Annotated in this window: 11 protein-coding genes and 1 tRNA gene; 7 read left to right on the forward strand and 5 right to left on the reverse strand. The window is 69.7% G+C overall.

The features are described from left to right. Positions 1 to 12: 12 nt before the first annotated feature. From EL493_RS30950 to mfd, 3 genes are all read right to left on the reverse strand, one after another. Positions 13 to 492 carry a hypothetical protein gene (locus tag EL493_RS30950; protein ID WP_232017266.1) on the reverse strand — a complete coding sequence of 160 codons (480 nt, stop codon included), beginning with the start codon at positions 490 to 492 and terminating at the stop codon, positions 13 to 15. A gap of 160 nt (positions 493 to 652) precedes the next feature. After that, positions 653 to 1,354, reverse strand: a complete 702-nt coding sequence (locus tag EL493_RS30955; RefSeq protein ID WP_019049156.1) for a MazG family protein — start codon at positions 1,352 to 1,354, stop codon at positions 653 to 655. Next, on the reverse strand, positions 1,354 to 4,965 hold the full coding sequence (gene mfd / locus EL493_RS30960; protein ID WP_022566264.1) for a transcription-repair coupling factor: 3,612 nt from the start codon (positions 4,963 to 4,965) through the stop codon (positions 1,354 to 1,356). The genes EL493_RS30955 and mfd overlap by 1 nt, the downstream gene beginning before the upstream one ends. Before the next feature lie 129 nt (positions 4,966 to 5,094). Between mfd and EL493_RS30965 the strand changes: the two genes are divergently transcribed. Next, the gene (locus EL493_RS30965) at positions 5,095 to 5,718 is read left to right on the forward strand and encodes a TIGR03085 family metal-binding protein (RefSeq protein ID WP_019049158.1); all 624 of its coding nucleotides are present in this window, start codon (positions 5,095 to 5,097) and stop codon (positions 5,716 to 5,718) included. Here EL493_RS30965 and EL493_RS30970 read toward each other — a convergent pair. Both EL493_RS30970 and EL493_RS30975 read right to left on the reverse strand, forming a co-directional pair. After that, complete coding sequence (locus tag EL493_RS30970) at positions 5,715 to 6,338, reverse strand: TetR/AcrR family transcriptional regulator (RefSeq protein ID WP_022566263.1); 624 nt, start codon at positions 6,336 to 6,338, stop codon at positions 5,715 to 5,717. The genes EL493_RS30965 and EL493_RS30970 overlap by 4 nt on opposite strands. A gap of 170 nt (positions 6,339 to 6,508) precedes the next feature. Next, positions 6,509 to 7,135: a TetR/AcrR family transcriptional regulator gene (locus EL493_RS30975; RefSeq protein ID WP_019049160.1), complete on the reverse strand. Its 627-nt coding sequence runs from the start codon at positions 7,133 to 7,135 to the stop codon at positions 6,509 to 6,511. A gap of 328 nt (positions 7,136 to 7,463) precedes the next feature. Between EL493_RS30975 and EL493_RS30980 the strand changes: the two genes are divergently transcribed. From EL493_RS30980 to EL493_RS32630, 6 genes are all read left to right on the forward strand, one after another. Beyond that, positions 7,464 to 7,534 (forward strand) — tRNA-Gln (locus tag EL493_RS30980). A gap of 93 nt (positions 7,535 to 7,627) precedes the next feature. Beyond that, positions 7,628 to 9,118, forward strand: coding sequence for a bifunctional UDP-N-acetylglucosamine diphosphorylase/glucosamine-1-phosphate N-acetyltransferase GlmU (glmU, locus tag EL493_RS30985; RefSeq protein WP_022566262.1), 1,491 nt, complete (start codon positions 7,628 to 7,630; stop codon positions 9,116 to 9,118). Positions 9,119 to 9,150: 32 nt separating this feature from the next. After that, the gene (locus tag EL493_RS30990; RefSeq protein WP_232017371.1) at positions 9,151 to 10,095 is read left to right on the forward strand and encodes a ribose-phosphate diphosphokinase; all 945 of its coding nucleotides are present in this window, start codon (positions 9,151 to 9,153) and stop codon (positions 10,093 to 10,095) included. A gap of 208 nt (positions 10,096 to 10,303) precedes the next feature. Next, positions 10,304 to 10,891, forward strand: a complete 588-nt coding sequence (locus EL493_RS32625) for a hypothetical protein (RefSeq protein WP_019049163.1) — start codon at positions 10,304 to 10,306, stop codon at positions 10,889 to 10,891. A gap of 25 nt (positions 10,892 to 10,916) precedes the next feature. Further along, positions 10,917 to 11,573, forward strand: a complete 657-nt coding sequence (locus EL493_RS31000) for a DUF2461 domain-containing protein (protein ID WP_019049164.1) — start codon at positions 10,917 to 10,919, stop codon at positions 11,571 to 11,573. A gap of 63 nt (positions 11,574 to 11,636) precedes the next feature. Further along, positions 11,637 to 12,008 carry a hypothetical protein gene (locus EL493_RS32630; protein WP_022566260.1) on the forward strand — a complete coding sequence of 124 codons (372 nt, stop codon included), beginning with the start codon at positions 11,637 to 11,639 and terminating at the stop codon, positions 12,006 to 12,008. The last annotated feature ends 3 nt before the right edge of the window (positions 12,009 to 12,011 follow it).

A 12,011-nucleotide genomic window follows, 5' to 3' on the forward strand; every position in this document is an offset into this window, starting at 1 on the left:
TGATCGTGTTGGTCAGTGTCCGCTCTCGGCCCAGGTCCGCAGGGTCTCGACCCGGCCCTCCAAGGCGTGCAGTTCGGTCTCGTCGAGCACGGTACGCTGGATACCCCGATCCACCGCGAAGGCGGACTGGCGGTGGTCGTCGATCACGTCGACGTCCAGCTGCACGGCGGTGTAGTCCTCGGCGGCCGGCATCTGCTCGGCGATCACCTTCGCGCGTCCCCGCGCGCACAGCGCCACATTGCCGCCGCCCAGGATCAGCAACGCCACCTCGGGCTGGGCCCGCAGCCGGGCCAGCGAGCCACGGTCGGACTTGAGGCTGAGCAGAATGCGCCGGTCACCGGCGCGCACCGGCCACGACACGGGAATCGCGTGCGGCGCGGGATCGGTGGTGACCAGCACCGCGATCGTCTCCTGCGGCCACACCGGCAACACGTCGAGCTCCGGATGATCGGTCATGGAATCCTGTCCTGCCGGATCGACTTCTGTTGCCATCTACCTCACCTCGACCATCGTCGGACATCGCGTGACCCACCGCGAACGGCGAGCCACCCCGAGTCTAATTCGGTGTGCCACTTGCTCGCTGGCCTGCGCCGGATTGTCCACCAGATCTCAGCAACGTCTCAGCCGCCGTGAGGTGATAGCCGACCGGTAGCTATGCGGGCCAGTGAGTACGCCATTCGGTCGCGGTGAGCGGGAGCCGGTCGCCGCGTGCGGATTCCGCCGCGTCCTCGGTGGCTCGGATGGCGCGGGCGAAGTCCAGGGTGGCCTTGCGCAGTCGTTCCTCGGCGGAGTCGGGGCCGCCGAGTTCGACGACGCGCAGCGCGTCGGGGATCAGATCGTCGGGCAGCCCCGCCCTGGCGCTGCGGGAGCGAACTTTCTCGGCCAGCGCCAGCGCCGGCTGGGCCATGGCGATCCCGTCGAGGCAGGAGCGCCGCGACTTCTCCGCGGATTTGCGCTCCTCCCAGGCCTTTTCCTGGGCGGCGATCTTGTCGGCCACCGAGGTGCCCGCAGGCAGGTCGGCGGCGATCAGGTGCGGGCTGCGGTGCACCAGCTTGTCCACCAGGGTGGCCGCCACCTCGTCGACGGTGAATTCGCCCGCGGCCTCGGCGATCCGGGAGTGGAACAGCACCTGCAGCAGCAGATCGCCGAGTTCCTCCTTGATCGTCTCGTAGTCGCCCGCCTGGATGGCGTCGAGCAGCTCGTAGGTCTCCTCGAGCAGGTACGGGCGCAGCGAGTCGTGGGTCTGGGTGGTCTCCCAGCCGCCGAAATGCCACAGCCGGTCCATCACCTCGACCGCGCCGGCCAGCCCGGCCGCCACCACCGCGGTGTCGGCCGCCTCCTGCGCCTCGCCCATCAGACCGTGGTCACTTCGGTCGGCACCGAAAGATCCACCAGGCCTTGCGGTTTACCGTCCAGTGCCAGCAGCAGATCGGCGACGAACTGCAGCACGGCCACATCGCGCACCCGCTCGGCGCCGACGCTGTCGGTGACCCGCGGCAGCGGCAGCTGCACCAGACCGCTGGCCGCGCGGTAGGTGGCGCTCGGGTAGAGCCGCTTGAGCCGCAGCTGCTTGGAATCGGGCAGGGTCATCGGAGCGATCTTCAGCGTGGTTCCGGTGACGACGATCTCGGCCACGTCGTAGGAGCGGGCCAGCAGCCGCAGCCTGGCCACCGACACCAGCCTGCCGACCTCCACCGGCAGCGGGCCGTACCGGTCGACGAGCTCCTCCACCACCGCGGCCAGTGCCGCGTCGTCCTGCGCGGCGGCCAGCTTGCGGTAGGCCTCGAGCCGCAGCCGGTCGCTGGCGACGTAGTCGGGCGGGATGTGCGCGTCCACCGGCAGGTCGATGCGCACCTCCTTGCTCTCCTCGGTGACGATCGGCTTGCCGTCGGCGGCCGCGCGATAGGCCTCCACGGCCTCGCCGACCAGCCGCACGTACAGATCGAAACCGACGCCCGCCACATGGCCGGACTGCTCGGCGCCGAGCACATTGCCCGCGCCGCGGATCTCGAGGTCCTTCATGGCCACCGCCATACCGGCGCCCAGATCGGAGTTCTGCGCGATGGTGGCCAGCCGGTCGTAGGCGGTCTCGGTGAGCGGCTTCTCCGGCGGGTACAGGAAGTAGGCGTAGCCGCGCTCGCGGGACCGGCCGACGCGACCGCGCAGCTGGTGCAGCTGCGACAGGCCCAGCGAATCGGCGCGTTCCACGATCAGGGTGTTGGCGTTGGAGATGTCCAGGCCGGTCTCGATGATCGTGGTACAGACCAGCACGTCGAACTCGCGCTGCCAGAAGCCCTGCACGGTCCGCTCGAGCTGGTCCTCGTTCATCTGCCCGTGCGCCACGACCACCCTGGCCTCGGGCACCAGATCGCGAATCCGCTTGGCCGCCTTGTCGATCGAGGACACCCGGTTGTGCACGTAGAACACCTGGCCGTCGCGCATCAGCTCGCGCCGGATGGCGGCGGTGACCTGCTTGTCGTTGTAGGCGCCCACGTAGGTGAGCACCGGATGGCGCTCCTCCGGCGGGGTGAGGATGGTCGACATCTCGCGGATGCCGGCCAGGCTCATCTCCAGGGTGCGCGGGATCGGGGTGGCCGACATGGTGAGCACGTCGACGTGGGTGCGCAGCGCCTTGATGTGTTCCTTGTGCTCGACACCGAAGCGCTGTTCCTCGTCGACGATGACCAGCCCGAGGTCCTTCCAGCGCACGCCGGTCTGCAGCAGCCGGTGCGTGCCGACCACGATGTCGACCTCGCCCTCGGCCATCCCGGCCATGATCTCCTTGGACTCGGCCGCGTCGGTGAACCGCGACAGGCCCTTCACCGTCACCGGGAACCCGGCGACCCGCTCGGTGAAGGTCTGCAGGTGCTGTTGGGCCAGCAGCGTAGTCGGCACGAGCACCACGACCTGTTTGCCGTCCTGGACCGCCTTGAACGCGGCGCGCACCGCGATCTCGGTCTTGCCGTAGCCGACGTCGCCGCAGACCACGCGGTCCATCGGGACCGCCTTCTCCATATCGGCCTTCACGTCGGTGATGGCGGTCATCTGGTCGACGGTCTCGGTGAACGCGAACGCGTCCTCCATCTCCTGCTGCCACGGGGTATCCGGGGCGAAGGCGTGACCCGGCGCGGCCTGGCGGGCCGCGTACAGCTGCACCAGCTCGCCCGCGATCTCACGAACGGCCTTGCGCGCCTTGCGTTTCGTGTTCGCCCAGTCGGAACCGCCGAGCTTGGACAGGCTGGGCAGTTCGCCGCCGACATAGCGGGACAGCTGATCGAGCGATTCCATCGGCACGAACAGCCGGTCGCCCGGCTGGCCGCGCTTGCCCGGCGCGTACTCGATGACCAGGTACTCGCGGCGGGCGCCGCCGACCGTGCGCTCGATCATCTCCACGAAGCGGCCGATGCCGTGCTGGTCGTGCACGACCATGTCACCGGCCGACAGCGCCAGCGGGTCGACCTGGTTGCGGCGCTTGGCGGGCAGCCGCTTGCCCTCGCTGGGCGCGGTGACCCGGTTGCCGGTGAGGTCGGACTCGGCGACGACGACCAGCCCGGCGTCGTCGAAGATCACGCCGTCGTGCAGCGAACCGCACAGCACTCCCACCACGCCCGGCTCCGGCGCCGCCCCCGCCGCGAGCGCGCTCGCGGGCACCTCGGCGTCGGCGAGGCGTTCCAGGATGCGTTGTGCCGTACCGTGTCCGGTCACCACGACGACCGCGCGGCCGCCGGTGGCGACGTGCGCGCGCAGCGAGGCGAAGATGGTGGCCACCAGTTCCTCGGACCCGCGCGCGGTGGGACCGGCCAGCACCGGCAAGTTCACCTCGACCGGATCGCCGGAGCTGAGCGGGCTCAGCGTCCACCACGGCAGCCCGAGTTCGTCGGCGCTGGTGTGCAGTTCGGGCAGGCTGCGATAGCCGGAGGCGGCCAGGTCCAGACCGTGCGCGCCCAGCGGCGCGTCGCTGCCGAACGAGGCCGCGGTCCAGGAGGCCTCGAGGAATTCCTCGCCGGTGCGGACCAGGTCGGCGGCGCGGGTGCGGATCTTCTCCGGATCGCACAGCAGCAGGTGGGTGCCCGCGGGCAGGGCCTCGGTGAGCAGGCTGAGATGGCCGGGGGCGAGCACCGGCAGCAGGGCCTCCATACCGTCGACCGGGATGCCCTCGGCGATCTTGTCCAGCATCTCGACCAGGGCGGCGTCGGCGGCGTTGTCGGCCGCGACGGCGGCCGCGCGCTCGCGCACCGGGGCGGTGAGCAGCAGTTCACGGCACGGCGGCGCGACGACGAGTTCCACGGACTGCTCGTCCAGCGAGCGCTGATCGGCGACCGAGAACGGGCGCAGCTCGGTGACCTCGTCGCCCCAGAACTCCACGCGCACCGGATGATCGGCGGTGGGCGGGAACAGGTCGAGGATGCCGCCGCGCACGGCGAACTCGCCGCGCTTGCCGACCATGTCGACCCGGGTGTAGGCGAATTCCACCAGGCGGGTGAGCAATTCGTCGAAGTCGTAGTCGGCGCCGGTGCGCAGCACGATGGGCTCGATGTCGCCGAGCCCGGCCGTCATCGGCTGCATCAGCGAACGCACCGTGGTGACGACGACGCGCAGCGGCTCCGGGTAGACCGGGTCCTCGGGGTGGGCCAGCCTGCGCAGCACCTCGAGCCTGCGGCCCACGGTGTCGGGGCCGGGCGAGAGCCGCTCGTGCGGCAGGGTCTCCCAGGACGGGAACTGCGCGACCGAGGGCCCGAGCATCTCGGCCAGCTCGACGGTCAGGTCGTCGGCCTCGCGGCCGGTGGCGGTCACCACGACCAGCGGTCGCTGGGCGGCGACGGCCTGCGCGACGAAGGGCCGGACCGCCGACGGGGCGACCAGCTCCACCCCGGACTTCCCGACCAGGTCGGCAACCGTCCGCAGCGCGGCGTCACCCCCAGCCGCCTCGGCCAGACCGGCGAGCGGAGGACGAAGGGAGGACATGAACGCTCCTGAATACGCAGACGGGATGTTCCGCGTCGAGTCTAATCTCCGGCACCGACACGCCTCCGTCCCCCACCGTCCCGGGCCCGGCACTGCGGCGACCGTCCGCCGGCGCGTACGGTCGGAGGCGTGAGTCTGGCTCAGCGTGAACGCCACGCCCTGGTGGCGACGATGATCGAAGCGGGGCCCGCGGCCCCCACCCTGTGCGGTACCTGGACGGTGCACGATCTGGCCGCCCACCTGGTGGTGCGCGAACGCAGGCCCGACGCCTCGCTCGGCATCCTGGTGAAGCCGCTGGCCGGGTACCTGGACGCGGCCCAGGACAAGATCGCCCAGCGACCCTTCGCCGAACTGGCCGAACTGGTCCGCACCGGCCCGCCGTGGTGGTCACCGCTCAAGCCGGTCGACGCCTACGCCAACCTGACCGAGATGTTCGTCCACCACGAGGACGTCCGCCGAGCCGAACCCGGTTGGACGCCACGGGAATTGGCGGCCGCCGACGAGAAGCGGCTGTGGTCGGCGCTGCGCATGGTGGCGCGCACGGCCTACCGCAAGTCGCCGGTCGCCGTGGTGCTCGCGACGCCGGACGGCGACCGGGTGACCGCGCACCGCGCCGAGGGCCCGGAGGTCGTACTCACCGGCAAGCCCTCGGAGCTGCTGCTGCACGCCTTCGGCCGCAACGAGGTCAGGATCGAGACGACCGGCGCCGAGGCCGACGTGCGGGCGGTGCTCGCCACCGACCGCAGCGTCTAGGCTGCGAACTCGCGGAAGTAGGAGAGCTTCTCCGTCGGCACGATCGAGGGCAGCAGGAAGTACCAGGCGCGTTCCATCCGGGACGCCATCTGCTCCATCGACTCGGTGCCGACGGCCACGATGTGCACGCCCGCCGTGAGCTCGTGCAGCAGCAGGCCGACCACCTCGGGGTCCAGGTCGGCGTGCAGATCGCCCTGCGCGATGGCCCGCTCGGCCAGCACCCGGTACGTCTCGCTCCAGACCTTGGCGATGTTGTCGCCCTGGGCGCCGCGATAGTCACCGATCTGGTGGGTGAGCTTGAGCATCGCCCCCACCATCGGATCGTTCATCGACAGGTCGGCCACCACGTAGGTGATGCCGATGCACGCCTCCAGCGCGGGGACCCGGGAATCGAAGAATCCCTGGCACGAGCCGACCAGGCGTTCGTTGCCCTGATCGACCACCGCCCTGGCCAGCTCCTCCTTGGAGCCGAAGTGAAAGTACAAGGCGCCCTTGGTCACATTGGACTGCGCGATGATTTCGCTGAGGCTCGCGTTGGCGTAGCCCAAACGGAGAAAGACATCGGCAGCGCCAGCAAGGACGGAGTCGCGGGTGATCTCCGCGCGCGCTTGCCTAGCCATCAGATCCGCCTGTCATCCAATAATCCAGCCATCCTGAAGTAGACCGACATCCCGAAGTTTGATCGACTTACCGCCCGGCAGCACCCAAAAGGATGGGTGAACCGTACCACCAGACTTTCCGGTGGCAGCCGAATCCTGGATTCGCTGCGGCGAAGGGCGCTATCGCCCGGTTACCCGGCCGTTCCGTGGGTCCGCCCGGTATTCCATTCGGAGCTGAGCCCCGGTTCGGCTTCCAAGTGGCTCAATCCGTTCCAGCACAGGTTGACCAGATGCGCCGCGACCACTTCCTTCGGCGGGGTGCGCTCGTCGAGCCACCAGGTGGCCGCGGTGGAGACCATGCCGACGAGCGCCTGCGCGTAGAGCGGGGCCAGGCTCGGATCCAGATCGCGGCGCGCGAAATCACCGGCGAGCAGATGCGCGACCTGGTTGACGGCCTCGTTGAGCAGGCTCGAGTAGCGCCCGTCGGCGTTCACGGCGGGCTGGTCGCGGACCAGGATCCGGAAGCCGTCGGTGCGTTCCTCGATGTAGGCCAGCAGGGCCAGCGCCACCTGCTCGAGCCGCACCCGGGAGCGGTTCTGGGTGAGCGAGGAGGTGATCATGTCCAGGAGCATGGACATCTCGCGGTCCACGACCACCGCGTACAAGCCCTCCTTGCCGCCGAAATGCTCGTAGACCACCGGCTTGGACACCTGGGCACGCTGGGCGATCTCCTCGATCGATGTCGCGTCATACCCGCGTTCGGCGAACAACGCGCGACCGATCTCGATCAGCTGCTGCCGCCGCTGGGTCCCGGTCATCCTCGGTCTGCTGGGCCGCCCCGCGTCACTCACCAGATCCCCGCCTCTCCTACCGCCCGACAGTCTTACAACTGTCTCAGACCCCCGCCGAACCTCGGCCCCCGCCCCGGAGCAGCCGCTTCGGCAAGAACATGGGTAACTCACCGGGAACGGGCTACCCCAGCCACTTCCCGCAAGCTTGCCGCCCACCCGACACACCCCGCACCCGAGTCCGGCCAAATCCTCGGAGAGGCGGGCACGCCAGAATTTCCGGAGAGGCGGCAACTGTGCGAGGATCATGGCCGTGCCGTAGCACAGTGGTGGGTCACACGGCCCACTGGTGTGGCGATCCGCCGTAGTGTAATGGCAGCACCTCTGATTTTGGTTCAGATAGTTCAGGTTCGAGTCCTGGCGGCGGAGCACACACGGACACAGTGACGTATCGTCGGCCCGCACCATCTACCGACCGAACCCGCCACAGCACACTCGCTGACAGGCAGCCGAGGGAGATCCATGCCACCGCAGACCGCCGTCGTCGTCCTCGCCGCAGGTGCCGGGACGCGAATGCGGTCGAAGACTCCGAAAGTGCTGCACCCATTGGCCGGCCGGTCGATGCTCTCGCACGCGCTGCACGCCGCCGCCGAGATCGCGCCGACCCACCTGATCACCGTGGTCGGGCACGACCGCGAGAAGGTCAGCGCCGCCGTCGCCGAGGTGGGCAAGGAACTCGGCCGCGAGATCGTCTGCGCGGTGCAGGAGGAGCAGCTCGGTACCGGCCACGCGGTGCAGTGCGCGCTGGACGCGGTACCCGCGGACTTCGACGGCGACCTGCTCGTCACCTCGGCCGACGTGCCGCTGCTGGACGGGCACACGCTGTCCGCGCTGCTCGACGAGCACCGCAGCTACACCGAGCGCCCGGCGGTCACCGTGCTGACCTTCGTCCCCGACGACGCCAACGGCTACGGCCGGATCGTGCGCGACGCCGACGGCCAGGTCGCCGAGATCGTCGAGCACGCCGACGCCACCCCGGAACAGACCAGGATCAAAGAGGTCAACTCCGGCGTCTACGCCTTCGACGCGACCGTGCTGCGCACGATGATCGGCAGGCTCTCCACCGCCAACGCCCAGCACGAGCTCTACCTGACCGACGTGCTGCGGCTGGCGCGCGAGGCCGGGCACCCGGTGCACGGCGCGCGCCTGGTCGACGCGAACAAGGTCACCGGCGTCAACGACCGGGTGCAGCTGTCCCAGGCGGGCGCCACCCTCAACCGCTACATCCTCGAACGGCACATGCGCGCCGGCGTCACCGTCGTCGACCCGGCGACCACCTGGGTCGACGCGAGCGTCCGGATCGGGCGCGACGCCGTGTTGCGCCCCGGCACCCAGCTCTTCGGCGCGACCCGGATCGGCGAGGACGCCGAGATCGGGCCGGACACCACCCTCACCGACGTGGTCGTCGGCGACGGAGCGAGCGTGATCCGCACCCACGGCGAGCGGGCCGAGATCGGCGAGGGCGCGACCATCGGGCCGTTCAGCTACCTGCGGCCGGGCACCGTCGTCGGCGAGGAAGGCAAGCTCGGCGCGTTCGTGGAGACGAAGAACGCCTCGATCGGAGCGCACTCGAAGGTGCCGCACCTGACCTATGTCGGTGACGCGACCATCGGCGAGTACAGCAACATCGGCGCTTCCAGCGTTTTCGTCAACTATGACGGTGTCGACAAACACCACACCGTGGTCGGTTCGCACGTGCGGACCGGTAGCGACACCATGTTCATCGCTCCGGTCACCGTGGGTGACGGCGCCTATACCGGAGCGGGTACTGTGCTGCGTAGAAGCGTTCCACCGGGGGCACTGGCCGTGTCGGGTGGGCCACAGCGCATCATTGAGAACTGGGTGCAGCGTTACCGTCCAGGAACCGCTGCGGCGCGCGCGGCGGCGGAGGCCATCGCGGCAAACGAGACGTCTGATCAGACAATCGAGCAAAAGGATGGCAACCAGCAGTGACCGCGTTCTCGATCGACAACCAGAAGAACTTGATGCTCTTCGCCGGCCGGTCACATCCCGAGCTGGCCGAGCAGGTCGCCAAGGAACTGGACGTCGACATCACCCCGCAGACCGCGCGTGACTTCGCCAACGGCGAGATCTTCGTCCGGTTCGAGGAGTCGGTGCGCGGTTCCGACGCCTTCGTGCTGCAGAGCTTCCCCGCGCCGCTGAACCAGTGGTTGATGGAACAGCTCATCATGATCGACGCGCTCAAGCGCGGCTCCGCCAAGCGGATCACCGCGGTGCTGCCGTTCTACCCGTACGCCCGCCAGGACAAGAAGCACCGCGGGCGCGAGCCGATCTCGGCCCGCCTCGTCGCCGACCTGCTCAAGACCGCCGGTGCCGACCGCATCATCACCGTCGACCTGCACACCGACCAGATCCAGGGCTTCTTCGACGGCCCCGTCGATCACATGCACGCGCTGGTGCAGCTCTCGGAGTACATCCGCACCAACTACCCCTCGGACAACCTGGCCGTCGTCTCCCCCGACGCGGGCCGCGTGAAGGTCGCCGAGAAGTGGGCCGACGCGCTCGGCGGCACGCCGCTGGCGTTCATCCACAAGACCCGCGACCCGCTGGTCCCCAACCAGGTGAAGTCCAACCGCGTCGTCGGTGACGTCGAGGGCCGCACCTGCGTGCTGATCGACGACATGATCGACACCGGTGGCACCATCGCCGGCGCGGTGAAGGTGCTCAAGGAGGCCGGCGCGGGCGATGTCATCATCGCCGCCACGCACGGCGTGCTGAGCGACCCGGCCGCCGAGCGCCTGGCCAACTGCGGCGCGCGCGAGGTCGTCATCACCAACACCCTGCCGATCAGCGAGGAGAAGAAGTTCCCCACGCTGACCGTGCTGTCCATCGCGCCGCTGCTGGCCCGCACCATCCGCGAGGTCTTCGAGAACGGGTCCGTAACCGGCCTCTTCAACGGCAACGCCTGAGCTGTTCCGCCTCTCCGCGTACTTTGGCCAGACTCAGGTGCGGGGACGCTGGAGACGCGGCAAGCTTTTCGGGAATGACGGGTTGGCCCGTACCCGGTGAGTTACCCATGTTCTTGTGAAAGCGGTCGGCGCGCTCGTCTTCGGACGTGGCGCGCCGACTGGTCTTCGGGCATGGTGGTCCTGTAGTCCGGGACGTGGCAGGGGGCATATGAGTACCGAACCGGAACGACGGGTCGAGCTGGGTAAGGACCGGGAGCAGCCGCGGGTGCAGGACGCTCCGCCGCCGCCGGAGCCGACTCAGCGGATGTGGACCGATAACCTGCCGCCCGCCGAGCTGCCGCCGGCGCCTGCGCCGGGACCCGTGCGGGCCGAGGCGTCGTGGGCGGGGCTGGAGCGTCCGGCGCCACCGGCCGAGTTGCCGCCGTATCCGCCGCCGCCACCCGCGTATCCGCCCGCCTACCCTGTCCCGGGGCAGGTCGGCTACGGTGCCCCGCGCTATCCGGGGCCGATTCCGTATCAGCCGCCGCCGGGTCTCCAGCCGCGGTACGGGTACGCCGACAACACGCCGATCTGGTCGATCATCAGCTTCTGCTGTGTCGCCGCGTCGGTGCTCGGCGGTGCGATGCTGTGCGGGATTCCGGTGCTGGTCACGGCGCCGACCGGGATCGTGCTCGGCGTCGTCGGCCATGCCAAGGGCGAGCAGATGGGCAAGTGGGCGGCGATCGCCAATGCCGCGGTGGCCGCCCTCGCCGCGGTGGTGTTCGTGCTGCTCGTGGTGGCGATCGGCGGAGCCTGAGCGCCGAGGGGTGATACTGGTAGCCGTGCCCGAGCTTGCCGACGCGTTCACCGGTTTCCCGCTGACGGCCCTCGACTTCTACGAGGACCTGGAAGCCGACAATTCCAAGACCTTCTGGGCCGCGCACAAGCAGACCTACGAGGAGGCGGTGCGCGCGCCGATGACCGCGCTGACCGCCGAGCTCGAGGCCGAGTTCGGCCCGGCCAAGATCTTCCGGCCCTACCGCGACGTGCGGTTCGCCGCCGACAAGTCGCCGTACAAGGACCATCAGGGCGCGGTCGCGGCGACCATGCCGGGCGTCGGCTGGTACGTGCAGATCGGCGCGGCCGGGCTCTTCGTCGCAGGCGGCTGCTACATGATGTCGCCTGCCGCGCTGGCCACCCTGCGCGCCACCATCGACGACGACGTCCGCGGCGCCGAACTCGAACACATCCTCGCCGACGCCACCGCGGCCGGTTTCACCATCGGCGGCGACCAGCTCAAGACCAAGCCCAAGGGCTACCCGGCCGACCACCCCCGCATCGAGCTGCTGCGCCACAAGTCGCTCACCGCGCGCCGCGAGTTCGGCGCCCCCGACTGGCTGAGCACCCCGGCCGCCGCCACCGAGATCCGGCGGGCCTGGACCGAGCTGCGCCCGCTCGTCGAGTGGTTCACCGGCGTCTTCGAGGGCATCGAGCACTGACCAGGGCCGAGGCGGCGCGTGGCCTTGCGTGACGGACGCCGGGCGGAAGCCGATACTGGACCTATGAGCCGTGAACCGTTGGACATGGACATGGGCGACGACGATCAGGCCGACGACATCGTCGAATACGAGCGGTACGTCGAGGACCCGCCCGCCGACTACGTGATCCGCAACCACGAGGCCGACGCCGACGGGTTCCTCGGGATCGGCGAGGAGCTGGCCGAGGAGTGGTCCGAGGGCAGCGCGGCCAGGGAGGCCGTCGCCGAAGACGAGCGCCCCGCCGAGGTGTCCGCGGTCCGGGTGGTCGGCGACGACGGCGTCGACGGCGACCTCTACGACGACGCGAGCGAGGGCGCGGAAGACCTCGACCGTGACCGCGCCGGCGACGAGGACCTGATCAACGGCGAATACCTGGCCGGCGAACTCGACCTGTAGGAC

The sequence above is a fragment of the Nocardia asteroides genome (genome assembly GCF_900637185.1).
In the GTDB taxonomy this organism is placed as follows: Bacteria; Actinomycetota; Actinomycetes; order Mycobacteriales; family Mycobacteriaceae; genus Nocardia; species Nocardia asteroides.

Excerpts from the sequence above, each read along its gene's own strand:
- EL493_RS30950 (WP_232017266.1), bottom strand. The coding sequence starts at position 492 with ATGGCAACAGAAGTCGATCCGGCAGGACAGGATTCCATGACCGATCAT.
- EL493_RS30955 (WP_019049156.1), bottom strand. The coding sequence starts at position 1,354 with ATGGGCGAGGCGCAGGAGGCGGCCGACACCGCGGTGGTGGCGGCCGGG.
- mfd (WP_022566264.1), bottom strand. The coding sequence starts at position 4,965 with ATGTCCTCCCTTCGTCCTCCGCTCGCCGGTCTGGCCGAGGCGGCTGGG.
- EL493_RS30970 (WP_022566263.1), bottom strand. The coding sequence starts at position 6,338 with ATGGCTAGGCAAGCGCGCGCGGAGATCACCCGCGACTCCGTCCTTGCT.
- EL493_RS30975 (WP_019049160.1), bottom strand. The coding sequence starts at position 7,135 with ATGACCGGGACCCAGCGGCGGCAGCAGCTGATCGAGATCGGTCGCGCG.
- glmU (WP_022566262.1), top strand. The coding sequence starts at position 7,628 with ATGCCACCGCAGACCGCCGTCGTCGTCCTCGCCGCAGGTGCCGGGACG.
- EL493_RS30990 (WP_232017371.1), top strand. The coding sequence starts at position 9,151 with ATGCTCTTCGCCGGCCGGTCACATCCCGAGCTGGCCGAGCAGGTCGCC.
- EL493_RS32625 (WP_019049163.1), top strand. The coding sequence starts at position 10,304 with ATGAGTACCGAACCGGAACGACGGGTCGAGCTGGGTAAGGACCGGGAG.
- EL493_RS32630 (WP_022566260.1), top strand. The coding sequence starts at position 11,637 with ATGAGCCGTGAACCGTTGGACATGGACATGGGCGACGACGATCAGGCC.